Annotated in this window: 21 protein-coding genes; 10 read left to right on the top strand and 11 right to left on the bottom strand. The window is 64.1% G+C overall.

The genetic code is table 11. The annotated features are described in order from the left end of the window. Positions 1 to 5 precede the first annotated feature (5 nt). The 3 genes from TVD_RS12240 to TVD_RS12230 all read left to right on the top strand — a co-directional run bounded on the left by TVD_RS12240 (position 6) and on the right by TVD_RS12230 (position 2,176). Positions 6 to 926: a branched-chain amino acid transaminase gene (locus TVD_RS12240; protein WP_018145220.1), complete on the top strand. Its 921-nt coding sequence runs from the start codon at positions 6 to 8 to the stop codon at positions 924 to 926. Positions 927 to 965: 39 nt separating this feature from the next. After that, on the top strand, positions 966 to 1,190 hold the full coding sequence (locus TVD_RS12235) for a zinc-finger domain-containing protein (protein WP_018145221.1): 225 nt from the start codon (positions 966 to 968) through the stop codon (positions 1,188 to 1,190). A gap of 74 nt (positions 1,191 to 1,264) precedes the next feature. Then, the gene (locus TVD_RS12230) at positions 1,265 to 2,176 is read left to right on the top strand and encodes a glycosyltransferase family 9 protein (RefSeq protein WP_047251709.1); all 912 of its coding nucleotides are present in this window, start codon (positions 1,265 to 1,267) and stop codon (positions 2,174 to 2,176) included. On the opposite strand, the gene TVD_RS12225 is transcribed toward TVD_RS12230, so the two are convergent. Next, a complete protein-coding gene (locus TVD_RS12225) occupies positions 2,173 to 2,580 on the bottom strand; it encodes a DUF6165 family protein (RefSeq protein ID WP_026287876.1) in 408 nt (135 codons plus the stop codon). The genes TVD_RS12230 and TVD_RS12225 overlap by 4 nt on opposite strands. A 138-nt stretch (positions 2,581 to 2,718) precedes the next feature. Here TVD_RS12225 and TVD_RS12220 point away from each other — a divergent pair, with 138 nt between their 5' ends. Next, positions 2,719 to 4,053 (top strand): O-antigen ligase family protein, encoded by a 1,335-nt coding sequence (locus TVD_RS12220; protein WP_018937304.1) that lies wholly within the window; start codon positions 2,719 to 2,721, stop codon positions 4,051 to 4,053. A gap of 64 nt (positions 4,054 to 4,117) precedes the next feature. Here TVD_RS12220 and TVD_RS12215 read toward each other — a convergent pair whose 3' ends face one another. Next, positions 4,118 to 5,224 carry a glycosyltransferase family 4 protein gene (locus TVD_RS12215; RefSeq protein ID WP_018175620.1) on the bottom strand — a complete coding sequence of 369 codons (1,107 nt, stop codon included), beginning with the start codon at positions 5,222 to 5,224 and terminating at the stop codon, positions 4,118 to 4,120. 66 nt (positions 5,225 to 5,290) lie between these two features. Next, a complete protein-coding gene (locus tag TVD_RS12210) occupies positions 5,291 to 6,001 on the bottom strand; it encodes an FkbM family methyltransferase (RefSeq protein ID WP_018649641.1) in 711 nt (236 codons plus the stop codon). Between the two features lie 267 nt (positions 6,002 to 6,268). Here TVD_RS12210 and TVD_RS12205 point away from each other — a divergent pair, with 267 nt between their 5' ends. Next, positions 6,269 to 6,940: a 2OG-Fe(II) oxygenase gene (locus TVD_RS12205; RefSeq protein ID WP_018649642.1), complete on the top strand. Its 672-nt coding sequence runs from the start codon at positions 6,269 to 6,271 to the stop codon at positions 6,938 to 6,940. 28 nt (positions 6,941 to 6,968) lie between these two features. Then, positions 6,969 to 7,961: a mitochondrial fission ELM1 family protein gene (locus tag TVD_RS12200; protein ID WP_047251708.1), complete on the top strand. Its 993-nt coding sequence runs from the start codon at positions 6,969 to 6,971 to the stop codon at positions 7,959 to 7,961. A gap of 162 nt (positions 7,962 to 8,123) precedes the next feature. On the opposite strand, the gene TVD_RS12195 is transcribed toward TVD_RS12200, so the two are convergent. After that, positions 8,124 to 8,885, bottom strand: coding sequence for an FkbM family methyltransferase (locus TVD_RS12195; RefSeq protein ID WP_240472274.1), 762 nt, complete (start codon positions 8,883 to 8,885; stop codon positions 8,124 to 8,126). A gap of 170 nt (positions 8,886 to 9,055) precedes the next feature. Next, positions 9,056 to 9,985: an LpxL/LpxP family Kdo(2)-lipid IV(A) lauroyl/palmitoleoyl acyltransferase gene (lpxL, locus tag TVD_RS12190; RefSeq protein ID WP_018937298.1), complete on the bottom strand. Its 930-nt coding sequence runs from the start codon at positions 9,983 to 9,985 to the stop codon at positions 9,056 to 9,058. 20 nt (positions 9,986 to 10,005) lie between these two features. On the opposite strand from lpxL, the gene TVD_RS12185 reads away from it, so the two are divergent. Continuing rightward, positions 10,006 to 11,304, top strand: coding sequence for a 3-deoxy-D-manno-octulosonic acid transferase (locus TVD_RS12185; protein WP_047251707.1), 1,299 nt, complete (start codon positions 10,006 to 10,008; stop codon positions 11,302 to 11,304). Here the strand turns inward: TVD_RS12185 and TVD_RS14465 are convergent. Next, positions 11,275 to 11,838: a SprT family zinc-dependent metalloprotease gene (locus TVD_RS14465; protein ID WP_082119128.1), complete on the bottom strand. Its 564-nt coding sequence runs from the start codon at positions 11,836 to 11,838 to the stop codon at positions 11,275 to 11,277. The two genes, TVD_RS12185 and TVD_RS14465, sit on opposite strands and share 30 nt — an antisense overlap. 110 nt (positions 11,839 to 11,948) lie before the next feature. Between TVD_RS14465 and TVD_RS12180 the strand changes: the two genes are divergently transcribed. Then, the gene (locus tag TVD_RS12180; protein WP_047251706.1) at positions 11,949 to 12,389 is read left to right on the top strand and encodes a hypothetical protein; all 441 of its coding nucleotides are present in this window, start codon (positions 11,949 to 11,951) and stop codon (positions 12,387 to 12,389) included. A 28-nt stretch (positions 12,390 to 12,417) separates the two neighbouring features. Here the strand turns inward: TVD_RS12180 and rnd are convergent, their stop codons facing one another. The 5 genes from rnd to TVD_RS12155 all read right to left on the bottom strand — a co-directional run bounded on the left by rnd (position 12,418) and on the right by TVD_RS12155 (position 16,536). Further along, positions 12,418 to 13,566: a ribonuclease D gene (gene rnd / locus TVD_RS12175; protein ID WP_047251705.1), complete on the bottom strand. Its 1,149-nt coding sequence runs from the start codon at positions 13,564 to 13,566 to the stop codon at positions 12,418 to 12,420. Next, positions 13,559 to 13,861 (bottom strand): DUF1244 domain-containing protein, encoded by a 303-nt coding sequence (locus TVD_RS12170; RefSeq protein ID WP_018169024.1) that lies wholly within the window; start codon positions 13,859 to 13,861, stop codon positions 13,559 to 13,561. The genes rnd and TVD_RS12170 overlap by 8 nt, the downstream gene beginning before the upstream one ends. A gap of 81 nt (positions 13,862 to 13,942) precedes the next feature. Beyond that, positions 13,943 to 14,434: a rod shape-determining protein MreD gene (mreD, locus tag TVD_RS12165; RefSeq protein ID WP_018169025.1), complete on the bottom strand. Its 492-nt coding sequence runs from the start codon at positions 14,432 to 14,434 to the stop codon at positions 13,943 to 13,945. Next, a complete protein-coding gene (mreC, locus tag TVD_RS12160; RefSeq protein WP_018169026.1) occupies positions 14,431 to 15,378 on the bottom strand; it encodes a rod shape-determining protein MreC in 948 nt (315 codons plus the stop codon). Before mreC ends, mreD begins: the two co-directional genes overlap by 4 nt. A gap of 111 nt (positions 15,379 to 15,489) precedes the next feature. Then, positions 15,490 to 16,536, bottom strand: a complete 1,047-nt coding sequence (locus TVD_RS12155; RefSeq protein ID WP_018142132.1) for a rod shape-determining protein — start codon at positions 16,534 to 16,536, stop codon at positions 15,490 to 15,492. A gap of 141 nt (positions 16,537 to 16,677) precedes the next feature. On the opposite strand from TVD_RS12155, the gene gatC reads away from it, so the two are divergent. After that, on the top strand, positions 16,678 to 16,965 hold the full coding sequence (gene gatC, locus TVD_RS12150; RefSeq protein ID WP_018169027.1) for an Asp-tRNA(Asn)/Glu-tRNA(Gln) amidotransferase subunit GatC: 288 nt from the start codon (positions 16,678 to 16,680) through the stop codon (positions 16,963 to 16,965). 62 nt (positions 16,966 to 17,027) lie between these two features. Then, the gene (gene gatA, locus TVD_RS12145) at positions 17,028 to 18,482 is read left to right on the top strand and encodes an Asp-tRNA(Asn)/Glu-tRNA(Gln) amidotransferase subunit GatA (protein ID WP_047251704.1); all 1,455 of its coding nucleotides are present in this window, start codon (positions 17,028 to 17,030) and stop codon (positions 18,480 to 18,482) included. Positions 18,483 to 18,486 lie beyond the last annotated feature (4 nt).

Here is an 18,486-nt window from a genome sequence, read left to right as displayed (position 1 = left end):
AGACAATGTCGATGGCCGACCGCGACGGGGTGATCTGGCTGGACGGGCAGATGGTGCCCTGGCGCGAGGCGAAGACCCACGTGCTCACCCACACGCTGCATTACGGCATGGGGGTGTTCGAGGGTGTGCGTGCGTACAAGACCGAGCGCGGCCCCGCGATCTTCCGCCTGCAGGACCACACCCGGCGGCTGTTCAACTCGGCCAAGATTCTCGGCATGACCCTCCCCTATACCGCCGAGGTGCTGAACGATGCCCAGATCGCGTCCGTGCGCGACAACGGGCTGGAAAGCGCCTACCTGCGTCCGATGTGCTTCCTCGGCTCCGAAGGGATGGGCCTGCGCGCCGACAATCTCCTGGTGCATGCGATGGTTGCGGCCTGGCACTGGGGCAGCTACCTGGGCGACGAGGGCATCGAGAAGGGGATTCGCATTCGCACCTCCTCTTTCAGCCGGCACCACGTCAACGTGACCATGTGCAAGGCCAAGGCCAACGGCAACTACATGAACTCCATGATGGCCCTGCAGGAGGCCACCCGCTGCGGCTACGACGAGGCCATGCTGCTGGATACCGAGGGCTACGTGGCCGAGGGCAGCGGCGAGAACATCTTTATCGTGCGCGACGGCGTGCTGTTCACCCCGGACCTGACCTCCGCGCTGGACGGCATCACCCGCCGCACGGTCATCGAGCTGGCGCACGAGGAGGGCCTGGACGTCATTGAGAAGCGCATCACCCGCGACGAGGTGTACATCGCCGACGAGGCCTTCTTTACCGGTACCGCCGCCGAGGTGACCCCGATCCGCGAGGTCGACGACCGCCCGATCGGCTCCGGCACCCGCGGACCCATCACCGAGCGCCTGCAGTCGCGCTACTTCGATGTGGTACAGGGCCGGGACAGCCGCCATGAGGGCTGGCTGACCTTCGTCTGAGACGCCCAAATTTTCCGTCAACCGGATGCGAGAAAAACCATGGTGAACCCCGATACCGCCCACCACCAGGATCAGTACCCGACCGCGAACGCGCAGACCGAAATCACCGTCACGCGCAAGGACCTGCCGCTGCACTGCCCCACGCCGACGATGGCGCTGTGGTCCTCGCACCCGCGCGTCTTTCTCCCGATCGACGAGACCCCCGACGGCCGCTACCTGTGCCCCTACTGCGGCACCCAGTTCATCCTGAAAGACGACGACTGAATTGTCAGGTCTTCTTGATCTGATATCCAAATCCCACCGCTCCAATTGACTCGGGGGAGTGGGGCGAAAGCCGTATGGCCAAAATCCTCGTAATCAAACACGGCGCCTTCGGCGATGTTGTCCAGGTGGATGGAGCGCTACGTGATATCCGGAAGCATCACCCGGGCGATGAACTCGTCGTGTTGACGACGCCGCCGTACCGATCGATCTTCGAGCGCTGCCCACACGTGGATCGCGTGTTGACCGAAACTCGGCCCAAGGCGCGTGAGCCCTTGCGATGGTGGTGTCTGGCGCGGATGCTGCGGGGTGAGCGTTTTGATCTCGTCTACGACCTGCAGAATTCCAGCCGAACGTCGATCTATCGCCGCTACATCCTGAATCGCGCCGCTTGGGTTTTCGGCGAGCGCAAGCGTGGCGAAGAGTCGGCCCTGTCCGCGTTCCAGCGACAGCTTGCGAGGGCAGGGTTGGACACGTCCCATACCCTTGAGCCCGACATTGGCTGGATGGCGGATGACGTCACGCCCATCCTTCAGGCAGGTGGCGTGACCGGAAAGTACCTGGTTCTTATCCCCGGATCCTCCACCAGCCATCCCGAGAAACGCTGGCCCTATTACTCGACCCTGGCAGCCGCGATCGCCAACCGGACGGACTATCAAGTCGTCACTGTCCCCGGGCCCGATGAGATCGAGCTCTGCCGATCGATATCCGCGACGCCCTTGTTTGGCACTAACGACGAGGTGCTCGACTGGTTCGGATTGGCGGGTGTGATGCGGGGTGCCTCCTATGTGGTCGGGAACGACACCGGGCCGACGCATGTTGCGGCCTGTCTCGGCAAGCCCGGGCTTGCCTTGTTCGGGGCGCATGCATCGCCCGTGCGTACGGGGCTGTCCCGCGCCAACTTCCGGGCTATCGAGGCGGACGACCTGAAGGAACTCCCGATGGAGACCGTGTTGCGGGAAGTGCTCGCGGACCTTCGGCCCGCCTAGCTTTTGTAGTCCGAATAGGATTTTTCCTCGACAATCGCCGAGTTGCAGAGTGTATTAACGGCCTTTTTGATCCGGGCGCGCTCGTCGTTGGTGATGTACACCGACCGCGCCAGCTGTACGAAGCGTTCACCGAAATCCTTTTTCGCTTCACATTCGCGGATCTCGTCCTCGATGTCCCATAGCTTGGAGTTCACTTCGCGCAGGTCCCGCTCGAGCTCTTGGACCTCGGGGCTGTGCAAACCGGCTTGCACCCAGGTTTCCTGGAGCACATTCAGCTCATGGCGAATGTTCCGGAGTTTCTCGGCATCGCTGATGCGCTCATTCTTGATCTTCAGGATCGTGATCTTGTCCAGCAACTCGCCTGCGCCTACTTCGATCGTGACTGAACCTGCTTGGTTTTGCATGGGACCCCCGAGTCATTTGCATCGGTAATTATCCCCCAGGGTTGTATGCCGTGTCATGGTGCGGCTCGGCGGCCGAGCTGCTGGGTCACGCGAGTGCCAATTTGCGCTAAGATCACGCGCCTTCGGATAGGGGTGGGCATGACTTTTCTCGGTAAGGCACTTGGGGGCGATTCGGCGGATAGCGCGCAAGAGCGCTGGATCTTCGGTCTTGTGCTGGGGTTGGTGGGGCTGGCCTTGTTTGTTCTGCCTTTTGGGACGGGGGCATTTTTCCCACTGGCGGCACTCTCTCTCGCCGGTCTTGTTTTGATCGCTCTCAGGTTGCCCGGCTTGTGGGCGGAGCGGTGGATCCGCTGGGCATTGCTGCTCTTGTTGGCGCTCTGGGTGCCGCAGTTGGTGTCACTGACCGTGGCGGTCGATTTCGACCGAGCCCTCCGGACAGCCCTGACCTATCCATTGTTCGCGATTGCGATACTTCCTCTGCTGTGGGTTGCGCGTCGCCGTGATGTGGCTACTCCCCTGTTATACGTTGTGCTGGCGCTGGCCGTATTCTGGTCGCTCGACGCGGTTTTTCAGTTTGTTGCTGGTGCAAACGTGCTGGGCTATCCGTACAACGGGCGCCGGATCGACGGTCTGTTTCACCCGAACATGCGCCTTGGCATTGTGCTGGCCCACTTGCTTCCGTTCGTCCTGGAGGCATCCCGCCGGTTGGCTTCTCGCAATCGCCTGGCCGCGGTATTGCCCCTGATCGTGGTCATCGCGATTCTCCTCTCGGGTTCCAGGGCTGCCATGCTGGCGACATTGATCACGCTGGTTGCCTACGGCGCCTTTTTGATCTGGTTCTACCGCTTGCGAATTAGGACCGTGTCAGCCTTCGCCCTGGTGCTTGTGCTGGGCGTCGCGTTGGCGCTGTGGGTGTCACCGGAAACCCGGGACCGGCTGGTGGTCATCTCCAAGATGTCCGAGTTCAGTCTTGAGGGTCTGGATCAGGCGACGGCGAAGCGCGGGACGATCTGGCTTGCTTCCTGGCGCGTGGCGATGGATGAGCCGATCCTTGGCGTGGGTGTGCGAGGGGTCGAGCCGGTGGCGGAGGCGCGAGGCTACTCTGACATGCCATTCGCGCATATCCATCTGTATTTTCTTGATGTCCTGGTCTCGACCGGGGCTGTGGGATTGTTCGCCTACCTCGCGGCATTGCTAGGGATTCTTTCGGCGTTGTGGCGGCGTGCGAGAGAGCATGGGGCCGTTGATTCTCCTGATGTTCTCGTAGCCGGTGTGGCGATCTTTGTGGCTCTTAACCCCATCAACGTCCACTGGACTGTCTACAGTTCATACACGACAGCGGTTCTCTGGCTGGTGGTCGCTCTCGCGCTGGCACCGCTCATTCAATCAAGCAATCAGAGGCCCGTGCCTGAGCGCGGCGGCGAGGGGATGGGTGAGAGAACCGGGCCTGGCGCGGGTGGCCACCAAGAATGAGCAGCGCCTCCGACTGGCGTGATCGCGTGTGACCAACATGTCCACCCTCTGAGTCCGGCTTGTCTTAAAGAAGCTCTCGGTAGACGTCGAGGGTTTGTCCTTGCATCTCGTCGAGCGTAAACCCCCTAAGATGCGCTGGCCGCGGGGCGGAGCCTTTCAGCCAATCAGATATCCTGTCTGCTGCCAGTTCGGGCCTGCATGGCGGGATTGTTCCCTCGCCGAACAAAGCGGCCATCTGCTCACCCACGCCTCCGTGATCGTAGGCAATCACGGGTCGCCCCAGGGATAGAGCTTCGAGCGAGACCCGGCCAAAAGCCTCTGGCTCGCGCGAGAGCGAAAGTACCGCGAACGACATCGCCATGATCTCCCGAAGATCGGAACGCTGTCCCAGCCAGGAGATGTGGGATTCCAGTCCCCGTTCTTGGATTTCCTGGCGCACTTCGGCTTCGTAGCGCTGGCGGCGTCTTTCCGTTCCTCCCACAACAAGGCCATGGACGTGGAGGTTCCGCTTGATTAGGGAATCCATGACCTTCACGAAATCCAGTTGCCCCTTCCATCGCGTGATGCGACCGGGGAGCGTTATAAGCGCTCGATCGCGGGCGTGCGCCGGAAGGGTTTGGAAGAAGCCCTCAATCCAGTCATCGCCTGGCTTATGGCCATAAGGGAACTCACTGGGATCCACGCCTCGATGGATGACGCGAATACGTTCTGTCGGGCATGCCGGAAAGTGCTTCTGAATGTAGGCCGAGATGCTCGTAGAGACGGCAATGACGCGGTCCCCGCGGGTCATAATCGAGCTGTATCGGCCGGGGCTGTAAAACCCGTGGAAGGTCGTGACCAGGGCCGGGCGTTCAGTCCGGGGCATGCCCTGTAACGCGCGCCATACGATCCATGCGGGTACGCGGGAGCGGACGTGTACCAGGTCTACTTCCTGTTCGCGTATGAAGTTGCGCAGCGGGCGCACCAGGCGCAATGACCGCAGGGACTTTTTGCCCACCGGCCAGGTGAAGTGCTGGCTCCCTTCGGCTTCCAGCGAAGGAGCCATGCTGCCCCCGCCGGACATGACCAGGGAGCGTTCTCCTGCATCCTGGATGGCACGAGCCATTTCCAGGGTACCGCGTTCCACGCCGCCGGATTCCAGGGCGGGCAAGACTTGCAGAATAGTTGCCATGGGGCTGGCTTCCTCGTGGAGTAGTGCGTTTCTTTGCGCTAATTGTTCTGGTGCCCGAGGTCGGGTCTAACTCAGGTACAGGATCGAGTTGGACCGTGAGCGGCTCTGGATTTGGTAACCATGCTCCCGAAGCAGGGCCAGGACGTCTTTTTCCCAGATGTGCCCGTGACAGCTTTCTATAACGATGCATCTAGGATGCAGCGATGGAGCCGCGTCCCGGAAAAACGGTTCCAGGGCCTGGTACTCGTATCCTTCGATGTCGATCTTGAGGCCGTCGATGCGTTCGATTCCGGCATTGGTGAGTACATCCAGAAGTGGCTCGGTCTGGACCTCAACCGTGTTGCCCCGTGACTGTTCCGACGGATTGAGCGAGGCGGAACCCAGTCCTTCGGCCAAGTGCAGCATGGCGGTACCGTTTGGGCCAATGGCCAGCGGGAGGGCTTGAATTGCCTCGGCAAAGCGATTGCACTCCAGGTTGAACAGAAGTCGACGGAATGTCGGAGGGTTGGGCTCAATGGCTAGGACCTGGCGTGCCCCGGCGGCCGCCACGTGCAGGCTGTAGTACCCGGTGTTGGCGCCGATATCGATGAACGTGCCGTCATCGCATGCGTTCGCGAGATGCTCCAGTTCCTCGCGGTCGTAGACCTTCGATGAAAGGAGTATTTTCGCGTCGGTGACATTGTCCCGAACGTTGAGCCGATACCGGATGCCTCGTCGTTCGATATCGACGGTGGTTGGAAGGCGGCTGTTCCAGAATCTTCTGAGCTGGCGCGACAACGTGCCTCGTGCCAGCCCTAGACGCACGATCCAGAGTAAGGCGTGGGCAAACCCCTTGGGGCGATATGTGCCAAACGGGGTTGTATCAGGGTCCGATAAGGGCCCGTCTGAAGGTGTCATGGCGTTGGCCTGGGTAACGGTGGATCTTTGGGGGGTGCGATATCGGAATTGTCGCCAGTCTAGCAGCCTGTTTGAACGCTGTTTTTTGTGGAATCCCCCTGGTTTGCACTACACTGTGCGGCGTTGTTGAATTTAGTGGAAAAAGAAATGGATACCGCCGCTGAAGTAGCAAGTCAGGTCGAGGCGTCGCTTCGGCGCGCGCGGTCGGAGGCGTATCCGTATCGGCGGTGGTATCCGCAGGCGATACTGCCCGAGGCGGCGGCGCGCGCGGTGGAGGCGCTGCCGTTCGAGCCGCCCGCGATTGGTGACACCGAGGGCAAGCGTGAGACGCACAACAGCTCGCGGCGCTTCTTCGACGTCGAGAACCGGCGGGCCTCCGATGTGTGCGAAAGCGTTGCAGCGGCGTTCGAGAGCCCGCAGGTGCTGGATGCGATCTACGAGGTGTGCGGCGTGGACGTCAGCGGCAACTACCTGCGCATCGAGCATTGCCTGGATACCGAGGGTTTCTGGCTGGCACCACATACCGATCTTGGCGTGAAAAAATTCACCATGCTGCTGTACCTGTCCACCGACCCCGGCTACGAGAGCTGGGGCACGGACGTGTACGTGGACGCGGACACGCACTACGAGACGGCGCCGGGCACATACAACAGTGCGTTGGTGTTCGTGCCGGCCGACAACACCTGGCATGGCTACCACCTTCGCCCCCTGGAAGGTGTGCGACGCTCGTTGATCATCAACTATGTGACCGAAGAGTGGCGCAACCGCCACGAACTGGCCTCTCCCGACACACCTGTGCAGCGCCGCGTGCCGGCGTGACCGCAGGCCAGGCGACGAACGCTTCATTGTGACCGAGGCTTACTGCTGGACACTGACGACCGGCGAGGCCGGGATGACCAGTCAGGTCCGTGGCCTGGCCGAAGCCGTGGGGCTGCCCTATGAGCACAAGACGGTGGGGCTGCGTCCGCCCTGGCGCTGGATGCGCGGCTCCTTCGCGCCCGGCGTATTGCGAGGGCTCACCTCCGATAGCGATTCCCTGGCGCCGCCCTGGCCGCGCCTCTTGATCTCCTGCGGGCGCCGCAGTGCCACGGTGGCCGTGGCACTCAGGCGCGCCAGCGGGGGTGCCATTATGACCGTGCATATTCAGGATCCACAGATCGCCCCGCGGCATTTCGACTGGGTGGTGCCGCCGCGCCACGATGGGCTGACCGGCCCGAACGTGATCGCGACGCGCGGCGCCCTGCACCGGGTGACGGCCGAGCGGCTGGAGTCGGCGCGTGCGGACTTGGGGGATGCCTGGGCTGCATTTCCCCGGCCCTGGATCGCGGTGCTGATCGGGGGTGCCACCCAGCGGGGAGATCTGGGCCAGGAGCGGCTGGATGCCCTGATCCGTGACCTGCGTTCGGCGGCCGGAGCCTCCGGGGGTAGCGTGCTGGTGACCCCTTCGCGACGTACGGGCGAGGCCAGTACCCGACGACTGGTGGAGGGGTTGGCGGATGTCCCGGGGTTTGTCTGGGACGGGCAGGGAGAGAACCCCTTCATGGCGATGCTGGCAACGGCCGACCATATCGTGGTCAGTGCCGATTCTGTATCCATGGTCTCGGAAGCGGCGGCGACCGGTGTGCCGGTGTACACGGTGGCCCTGGGGCCACTCGGTCGTCGCCTGCAGGCCTTCCATTCCGCCCTGGAGGCGGAAGGGGTAACCCGGCCATTCACCGGCGCGCTTGACCAGTGGGCCTACATGCCAGTGAATGACACGCCGAAGGTGGCGGCAGATATCCGCCGCGAACTGGGTCTAGAAGCTGGTGCCGCACCAGAATCCGTGTCTCTCTCGCCGTGATTTTTAGGTGGGGTGTCCACGGGGTTTTCCGGAAGTGTCAATTTTTGGCTTGTGGCCACGAAAACTGAGGGCCGGAGAAAAATGCCAGCTCCGAAATTGGACAGTCTATCCGCTTGTGTCCAATAGAGAGGTCGTACGGGAGGCGCTTCGGAGCCACCCGGGCTACTTTTCGGCTCGTTCCGGGTAGAAGAGGTAGTCCTCCTCTCCCTCGATCAAACCCTCGACGGGGCGCTTTTCTCCTGACCTTTCGATCACGGCGGCTCGATAGCCGAGGTTGGTTAGGAAATCGAACACTGTCTCGGGTTTGTACCCCATACGTGCGGTGGAAGTGGAAATCAGCTCACAGTAGACATGAGGTTGAAGCTCTTTCAAGGTCTTTTCTGCGCCCTGGAGGATCTGGAATTCGGCCCCCTCCACGTCCATCTTGACGAAGTCGAGGCGCGCTAGCCCCTGCTCGGCTACATAGGCATCCAGGGTGAGGGTTTCCACGGGCTCCACGATGTAGTCTCGCCGCACCTCGTCGCCAAAATGCGCAAGTCCGATGCCCAAGCGCCCGGATTCCTTTATGGGAATGCTTAGCTTCATGTGCCCCGCCTGATTTGAAAGCGCGCGTGATTCGATATGGACGTTTTGGAATCTATCGACCACTCGTTCGAGGATGGAGCGAGTGTATGGTACCGGCTCGAAGCAGTGGACCATGCAGCTGCCGTTGTGGATCACGGCGAACTCTTTGGCCAGATAGCCAAAGTGTGCGCCAATATCAAAGATTACCCCTCCCTCGGGAATGAAGCCTGCAAGGCGACGTACTCGTGGGCGCTCCTTGGGGTTCTGGCGGGCCTTGAGATAATGCAGCCACCAGGCAAAGCGCTGGCGCCAGTGGGAGTAAACAGCCTCTTTGGGCAATTCCATCGCTTCGTTATCCATTAGGGTTTGGGTAAGGAGTACGGCCAGCACCTTTGCGGGTGAGTGCCGGAGTTGGAGCCTTCCGGAGGGGCTCTTGCAATGGCCCGGGCAGTATAACGGCAGGCGGCTCGCCATGATTATGGTGGCTGGCTTATTGTCTCCTGCTCGGAGGCAGCCTTCGAGATTCCACGCTAGGGCGCGTAGGGGTCGGGCAGGCCCGTGCGTTTCTTGAAGCGCTTGTGGGTCCAGAAGTACTGCCCCGGGGCATCCATCACGGCTTCTTCGATGATGTGGTTGATGCGCAGGGTGTCGGCGTGGGCGTCCTCGGTGGGGAAGCCCTCTACCGGGGGGTGGATGGTCACGACGTAGTGGCCGTCTTCGCGCCGGTAGCCGAAGAAGGGGAGGACCGGGGCGCCGCTGACCCGGGCGATGCGATGCGTGGCGGTCTGCGTGTTCGCGGGTTCGCCGAAGAACGGGACCAGCTCGGTCTGGCGCCCGCTGGTGGCCTGGTCGGGCGCGTACCACACCGGCATGTTCTCGCGCAGGGTGCGCAGCAGTCCCTTGACGTCGTCGCGTGCGATCACGCCGGCCGTGTGGCGGTTGCGATTGACCTTGAACAGGTAGTTGATCAGCGGGCGTTCGCTGGGGCGGTACATCGCGGCAAACTCCCGGTGCAGCGCCAGCAGGCGCCCGCAAAGCTCGAGTGTGGTGAAATGGGCGCTGACCAGCAGGGCCCCCTTGCCTTGCTCCAGTGCCTTGTCCAGATGTTCCAGCCCGTGGATTGTGTAATGCCCCTTGAGTTGCGCGTCGCGTCCCCACCAGGCCATGGCTATTTCCAGGACACCCATTCCGGCCGCCTCGAAGTGCTCGCGCAGCCACTGTTCGCGCCGTTCCGGCGGCTGGCCGGGAAAACACAGTTCGAGGTTGGTGCGGGCGATCGCGCGCCGCTTGCGGCCGTAACGGTAGAACAGCCGCCCAATGCCGCGCCCAAGCGCTTGTTGCCAGCGGATGGGCAACTGGATGACCAGCCGAGCCAGGCCGATCACCGCCCACATGGGCCAGGTGGCGGGGCCGCGGGGCGGGCGTTCGGTCGCGCTCGGATGTTCGGGGCGGGCCGTCACGGATCGGAGTCTCCCTGCGAATGACCCGCGTAGTCTACACGGCGCTGCTTGCGTTGCTGACCCCCTTGCTGCTGATCCGCCACGGACTGCGCAGTCGTCGGGCATCGGTGCGTGTGCGCCCGGGCGAGGTGATGGGGTGGGCCCCTCCGCCGGAGCCGGCGGAGATCTGGATCCATGCGGTTTCGGTCGGTGAAGTGCTGGCGGCGGAACCGCTCATTCGCCAGCTCCTGGCGCCCGGCCCGCGTCGCATCCTGGTAACCACGACGACGCCGACCGGTGCCTCGATGCTGACCGAGCGGCTCGGCGACCGCGTCATGCATCGCTTCATGCCACTGGATCTGCCCTGGCTGCAGGGGCGCTTCCTGCGAGCGCTGCGGCCGCAGTGCATCGTGGTGATGGAGACCGAGATCTGGCCGAATATGCTGGCGGCGGCCCGACGGATGGGTATCCCGGTCGTGCTGGCGAACGCCCGTATGTCCGGGCGCTCGGCCCGGCGTTATGCGCGGCTCCCGCGGCTGATCACGCCAGCATTGAACGGATTTGACTGGATTGCCTGTCGCAATCCACTGGACCGCGAGCGTTTCGTCGCGCTCGGGGCCGTGCCTGATCGCGTGACGGTCAACGGCGACATCAAGTTCGATATACGCGTCGAGGAAACCGATCGTCAGGAAGTCGAGTCCCTGCGCCCGGTGGTTGATGGGCGCCCGGTGGTCGTTCTTGCCAGCACCCATGCCGACGAAGAGGCCCAGTTGCTCTCGGGACTGCGCGCACTGCGCACCGAGTATCCGCGCCTCCTGGTTGTGGTGGCGCCACGCCATCCGCAGCGGTTTCCCGCAGTGGCGGACTTGCTGGAGCGTTCCGGCCACACCTTCGTGCGTCGCAGTGAAGGTCTGCCGGACGCCGCCACCCATTTCTGGCTCCTGGATACCCTCGGGGAACTGAAGCGCTTCTTCGGGCTGGCCGATGCGGCCTTCATAGGGGGGTCGCTGGTTTCGGTGGGCGGGCACAATCCGCTGGAGGCGGTGTTGTGGCACTGCCCGGTTGTTATGGGTCCGCACGTGGACAACTTCGAACTCCTGGTGGAGCGCATGCAGGCTGCGAATGTGCTGGGGCGAGCGGCCGACGCCGACGAGGCCATTACCCGTATTCGGGCATTGCTGGTAATGGATGAGCCCGGGCGTGAGGCCTTGCGGCGCCGTTCGGCCGCTTTTATTGCGGAGCATCAGGGGGCAACGGTGCGGCTGGTTGACTATATCAACAGCCACGCGGCCCGGAATGATGGTGGCTCCTCAGGGCGCTCCGCCGTCGGAGTGCTTTAGCCATTCGCCGCATTGGCGGCACTGGTAGTGGTAGCCGCGTTTGCGAATAAGAAAGTGTCGGCGCGCGCTCAGTAGTTGAGGGCCGCAGGCGCACGCGTAGTTATATTGGCGCATCTTGCGTGTGGTCAGCGCGGTCGCATGTGTGACCCGGGGCTTTTGAAACCCCATCGCCTGCATGAACCCCCGCCATTCAGGGCCGTGAGGCCGAACCCTGCGCACGCCGTAGGTGCGATATACCAGAGAGTGGGCGACTTCGTGTGCCACTGTTTCCGGGAAATGTTGATTCCAGTCCAGACTGAAGGCTTCCGGATTGAAGCGCAGGGTTTCCGTGTTCTTTCTCAGGCGCCACTGGCCGGCCGCCCGGCCTTTCAAGTCAAAGTGAACGGCAGGAGGATCGGATGCGCGCGTGCCCGCGGCCTGGTTATACAATCGGGCGACCTCTTCTCGTATGAGTGTGCGGTTTTCGCCAGAAAGTGCGTGTAGTCGCTCTTGTGCCGTGTGCGCCTTATTATGATCGTTACAGCATTTATCCATGGGGTGGTACTATTCTATGGTGATCAAATGTTAGAGGCTAGACTGAATAGCCGGAAACCCTTTGGTCTTAACCTGTAATCGCATCCGTTTTAAGAACCCGGGAGTTCTGTATGAGCATGGATAACAAGAAGGCCTCCGATCTGTCGGCCGAAGAACTGTACGCCCTCGCGCGCCAGCGGGAAAAGGAAGAAGCCGAGGGCAAGGAAGCCGAACGCCGCGAGAAGCGCGAGAAGCTGATGGAAAAGCGCAAGGAAATGGTGGCGCGGCATCGCAAGGAACTCGGCGAGCTCGAGCGCCAGATCCGTGAACTGGGCGGGCGCGTGGGTCGTACCGCGGGCGGCGGACGTCGCGGGCGCCGGGCCGGTGGCGAGTCCATCAGCCAGAAGCTGTGCGAGATCGTCGCCAAGCAGCCGGAGATGGGCATCAAGGAGATCAAGGCGGAGGCGGAGAAGGCCGGCCTGGATACCAAGAACATCAGTCAGACCTTGGCCTACCTGAAGCGCCAGGGTCGCCTGACCTCGCCGCGCCGCGGCGTCTACAAGGCGTCCTGACGCGGCCGCAGGCCCGCCCGGACGACGATCACGGGCGGATCTGCAGCCCTTCCTCCGTACGTGTCAGCTCCCCATCGCCCGCAAACCAGCGGGCGATGGTCTTTCCGGCGATCTCGTGGCGCCAGCCACTGCCGAGGCGGCCGCTCGTGCCGTCGCCCTTCAGGAGTTCGACGACATCCTTGCGCTGCGCAATCGCGCCGGCGGTGATCTGGTTGCGTCGCGCGCACTCGCGCAGCAGGGCCATGCCGATGTCCGCCAGGACCTCTTCCGCCTCGGTTAGCTTCGCCTTGTCCGGTAGTTGTGGCCATTCCTCGCGGGGCAGGGCCTGGCCTTCGCGGATCGCCTCCAGCAGCTCTTCCTGACGCGGCGGCTTCATGCCGTCGGGGAACCCGCGCAATTGGTGCAGGGCGGCGGTGTCCTCCGGCGTGCGCCGGGCGATATCGATCAGGATGTCGTCGGCCAGGATCCAGCGGCGCGGGCGGTCGCTCGCCTGCGCCGCGCGTTCGCGCCAGGCGGCCACGGCCTTGAGTACGCCGCGCTCGCGCGGCTTGAGCCGCTTGGCCCCGGAGACCCGCTGCCAGGCCGCCTCGGGGTTTGGTTCGTACAGGCCCGGGTCGCTCAGGGCCTCCATCTCCGGGCGCAGCCAGTGCATGCGGTCATGGCTTTCCAGTTCGTGCAGCAGGCGCATGAACACGGTGGCCAGGAAGCGTACGTCATCGGCGGCGTAAAGGATCTGTTCCTTGCTCAGGGGGCGGCGTGCCCAGTCGGTGCGGGTCTGGCTCTTGTCGAGGTCGCGATCGAGGATCGCCTTGACCAGGTTGGCGTAGCCGATCTGCTCGCCGTGGCCGAGCATGCTGGCAGCGATCTGGGTGTCGAACACCGGGGCGGGCACCCGTCCGAGTTCGCGATACAGGACCTCGAGATCCTGCGAGGCCGAGTGGAAGACCTTGGTCACGCCGGCATCGAACAGCAGGGGTTCCAGCAGCTTGATGTCCAGTTGCAGCGGGTCGACGCAGGCGATCTGGTCCAGAGTTGCCAGCTGGATCAGGCACAGGCGCGGGTAGTAGGTCTTCTCGCGCATGAACTCCGTATCCAGCGCGATCCAGTCGGTCCCGGCGATGGTGTCGAGGAAGCTCTGCAGGGCCTCCGGGGTCTCGATCAGGCCGTGATCATGCATGGGGCGATTTCTGGCTGGCCTCGAAGGCGGCCTTCTGCTCCGGCGTGGCCTCCTTCTGGTAGCGCTCCTTCCACTCGCTGTAGGGCATGCCGTAGACGATCTCGCGCGCGCCCTCGTAGTCGATGGACTCGCCGCGCTCCTCGGCGGCCGCCACGTACCACTTGGACAGGCAGTTGCGGCAGAAGCCGGCGAGGTTCATCAGGTCAATGTTCTGCACGTCCTTGCGTTCGTCCAGATGCTGCAGCAAGCGGCGCAACACGGCGGCTTCGATCTCGGTTTGCTTGTTCGGGTCCATGCAAGGCTCCTTGTTTCGGTTCGGACACAGTATGCGTGACAGTCCCGGTTTGCTTCGACCGGGATGGGGTCGGCGTTTTCCTCAGGTGAGGTGCAGCAGCCAGCGCCGACGCAGGTCGCGCAGCAGGGAGAAGATCAGGGGCCAGACCAGGGCGCTGGTGAGGACCGGCGCCCAGTACCAGAGGCTGCCCGGCGGAAATCCGGTGATGCCCTGTGGCCACAGGGCCAGAAGCTTGAACAGGGCCATCAGGATGGCGACCACCATCATCTGTTGCCAGACCGGATAGACCCGCAGGCGCGGGTGGATCTGCAGCACGATGTAGATGACCACTGCCAGGGCGATGGCGTTCTGTCCCAGCAGCTGGCCCTGCAGGGTGTCCAGCAACAGGCCGGCGACGAAGGCGGTCAGGATGCCGATGCGCGACGGGAAGGCCATGGCCCAGTAGATCAGGATGAGCGCCAGCCACTCCGGGCGCGCCGGGCGCAGGATATCCGGGACCGGCACGATGGCGAGGGCCAGAGCTGCCAGCAGGGTCAGCGCCACCGGCCAGGGGATGCCGATGGCACGGGTCACGGTGTCCCTTCGGCCGGTTCTGATTCGAGCGCGTTCGGAGCCGCCTCCAGGTCGTTGTCCAGATTGAGCGGGGCGATCGCTGAAACGGCGCCGTCGGTCCACAGCAACAGGACCTCGCGGGAGCGGTCCAGGGCCGCCAGCGGTTCGGCCTCGATGCTCAGGAATGGTTGGCCCTGCGGCCGCTCGACCGAGGTGACCCGGGCCACAGGGTAGTCGGCCGGGAAACGGCCGCCCAGCCCGGAGGTCAGCAGCAGGTCGCCGGGCTCCACATCCTCCTGCAGCGGGACGTGGCGCATCTCCAGGCGTTGCGGGTTGCCGGTGCCGACCACCAGACCGCGCAGCCCGGTGCGCGCGCTCAGTACCGGCAGCGCGTGGCTGGGGTCGGAGATCAGCAGAGCGATCGAGCTGGTCAGACGGGTCGACAGGACCTGGCCAATCACGCCGTCGGCATTGATGACCGGCTGGCCGGCATAGACATCGTCATTGCGCCCCTTGTTGAGTACGATCTGCTGGCGAAAGGGGTCGAGATCCACGGCCAGCAGCTTGGCGATCTCGACCCGCTCTTCGGCCTGCTCGGCGGTATTCAGCAGGGCGCGCAGGCGGTCGTTCTCCAGCTGCAGGGCCTCGAAGCGCAGCTGACGCGCGCGCAGCTCGGCATTCTCGCTGCGCAGGATGCGGTTCTCGGTGATCAGGTCTTCGCGGCTGGTGAACGACTCGAACACCCGGCTGACCGCGCGGACCGGTGCGTCCACCGCGACCTGCAGCGGGTAGGTGACGGTGGCCAGGGCGCCGCGGACAAACTGCAGTTCGTTGACACGGTGATCCAGCGCCATCAGCGCCAGGCCCAGCAGGATCACCGCGAGCAGGCGCAGAGTGGGCGAGACACCCAGTCTGAACAGCGGCTTGCTGATGGCGTGACCTCCGGTTCCGGATCGCGTCGACAAGGCAAAGTCGCTGCGGAACCCCGTCCCGTGCGGCTTTGCCGACCTGTTGCGGCCCGGAGTGTAACCCGAACCAGACCCGCGCCGTGGCGACGCGGGCGGGGTGGTCCGGCCTTATTCCATTGCGAGGAAGTCGACCCGTTTCTCGTCGAGCATCTCCAGCACCCGGCCGCCGCCGCGGGCGACGCAGGTCAGCGGGTCGTCGGCGATGACCACCGGGATGCCGGTCTCTTCCATGATCAGCCGGTCCAGCTGCTGCAGCAGGGCGGAGCCGCCGGTCAGCACAATGCCGCGCTCGGCGACGTCCGCGCCGAGTTCCGGCGGGGTCTGCTCCAGGGCGGTGCGTACGGCAGAGACGATGCCGTACAGCGGATCCTGCAAGGCTTCCAGGATCTCGTTCGAGTTCAGGGTGAACGAGCGCGGCACGCCCTCGGCCAGGTTGCGGCCCTTGACCTCGATCTCGAGCAGTTCCTTGCCCGGATAGGCCGAGCCGACGGTGTGCTTGATGCGTTCGGCGGTGGCCTCGCCGATCAGTACGCCGTAGTTGCGGCGTACGTAGGCCATGATCGCCTCGTCGAAGGTGTCGCCGCCGATGCGTACGGATTCGGAATAGACAATGCCGTTCATCGACAGCACCGCGACTTCGGAGGTCCCGCCGCCGATGTCCAGCACCATGGAGCCGACCGCCTCGTCCAGCGGGATGCCGGCGCCGATGGCTGCGGCCACGGGCTCCTGCAGCAGATAGACCTTGCGCGCGCCGGCGCCGAAGGCGGATTCGCGGATGGCGCGACGTTCCACCTGGGTGGCGCCGCAGGGCACGCAGACCAGCACGCGCGGGCTGGGGCGGAAGATCCGCCGCTCGTGCACCTTCTTGATGAAGTACTGCAGCATCTTCTCGGTCGTGGTGAAGTCGGCGATGACGCCATCCTTCATCGGGCGCACCGTCACCACGTGCTCCGGCGTGCGGCCGAGCATCTTCTTGGCCTCGATCCCTACGGCCTCGATGGAGCGCGGGCCGCCCGGGCCGCGGTCCTGACGAATCGCGACCACGGAGGGTTCGTTCAGGACAATGCCCTGGCCGCGCATATAGATGAGGGTGTTGGCGGTGCCGAGATCGATGGAGATGTCGTTGGAGAACAACCCCAGAAGGCGTTTGAACATGAAGAAGAAACCTGCTTGAGTGGGCGGGCGGGAAAGCCGTCGACTCTAGCAAGCGCCCGGGGTTTGGGCAACAACGGCTTTGTGGTAAGTTTGCGCTCCGTTTCGCCCAATGAATCCGAACGCTACAGGACCCACGCCGCCATGTCCGTCGATACCTCCGAAGTCCGGCGCATCGCCCATCTCTCCCGTCTGGCCATGAACGATGACCAGGCCCGGGATTTCGCGGGTGGGCTGAGCGACATCTTTGACTTTGTCGAACAACTGGATGGTGCGGCCATCGAGGGTGTCGAGCCGATGGCCCACCCGCTGGACGCCGAGCAGCGCCTGCGCCCGGATGCGGTGACCGAGCCGGATCGGCGCGAGGTCTTCCAGGCCATCGCCCCGGCTGTCGAGGGTGGTCTGTACCTGGTCCCGCGCGTCATCGAATGATCCGCGCGGTCGCCGTTCTGTTGAACCCGTCACGCTTCTAGCCAGCAAGAGTCCCCGAAACCATGGCCCAGGAAACCCTGTCCGGCTGGGTGCGCAAGCTCCAGGCCCGCGAGATCAGCTCGCGCGAATTGACCCAGCTGTATCTGGACCGGATCGAGCGTCTCGATCCGCAGTTGAACAGCTTCATCACCGTGACCGCCGAGCAGGCGCTGGCGCAGGCCGATGCGGCCGATGCGCGCCTGGCGAAAGGTGAAAAGACCCCGCTGCTGGGCGTGCCGGTCGCGCAGAAGGACATCTTCTGCACCGAGGGCGTGCGCACCTCCTGCGGCTCGCGCATGCTGGATCCGTTCGTCTCGCCCTACAACGCCACCGTCGTCGAGCGCATGAATGCCGCCGGCGCGGTGATGCTGGGCAAGACCAACATGGACGAATTCGCGATGGGCTCGTCCAACGAGACGAGTTTCTATGGTCCTGTTCGCAACCCCTGGGATACCGAACGCGTCCCGGGTGGTTCCTCCGGCGGCTCCGCCGCCGCGGTGGGGGCGCGCCTGGTGCCGGGTGCCACGGGCACCGACACCGGTGGTTCGATCCGCCAACCAGCCGCATTCTGCGGCATCACCGGGCTCAAGCCGACCTACGGGCGCGTCTCGCGCTACGGCATGATCGCCTTCGCCTCCAGTCTCGACCAGGGTGGCCCGATGGCCGCGACCGCCGAGGACTGCGGGCGGATGCTGAACGCCATGGCCGGCTTCGACGAACGCGACTCCACCAGCGTCGAGCGCCCGGAAGAGGATTTCACCGCCGGACTGGAGCAGGACCTGAAGGGCCTGCACATCGGCCTGCCGACGGAATTCTTCGGCGAGGCCGGACTGGACGAGCGCGTGCGCGGCGTGATCGACGCCGCCATCGAGGTGCTCAAGGGCCGCGGCGCCGAGGTGCGCGAGGTCGGCCTGCCGAACAGCCACCTGTCGGTGCCGGCCTATTACGTGGTCGCCCCGGCCGAGTGCTCCTCCAACCTCGCGCGTTTCGACGGCGTGCGCTACGGCTACCGCTGCGAGAATCCCGAGGACCTGATGGACCTCTACACCCGCTCGCGCGGGGAGGGCTTTGGCGACGAAGTGAAGCGCCGCATCATGGTCGGCACCTACGTGCTGTCCGCCGGCTACTACGACGCCTACTACCTGAAGGCGCAGAAGGTCCGGCGCATCATCGCCGACGACTTCCGTCGCGCCTTCGAGGACGTCGACGTGCTGCTGGCGCCGACCACCCCGGAGCTGCCGTTCGCGCTGGGTGCCAAGGCCGACCCGGTCAGCATGTACCTGTCGGATATCTACACCATCGCCGCGAACCTCGCGGGTCTGCCGGCGATGTCGCTGCCGGCCGGCGAGATCGACGGCCTGCCGGTCGGGCTGCAATTGATCGGCAACTATTTTGACGAGGCGCGCCTGCTGGGCGTTGCTCACCAGTATCAGCAAGAGACCGACTGGCACGCGCGCGTGCCGGCGGCCTTCGCCTGAGGGC

This window comes from Thioalkalivibrio versutus (assembly GCF_001020955.1).
Taxonomy (GTDB): domain Bacteria; phylum Pseudomonadota; class Gammaproteobacteria; order Ectothiorhodospirales; family Ectothiorhodospiraceae; genus Thioalkalivibrio; species Thioalkalivibrio versutus.
This window is presented reverse-complemented; position numbering and strand designations above follow the sequence as displayed.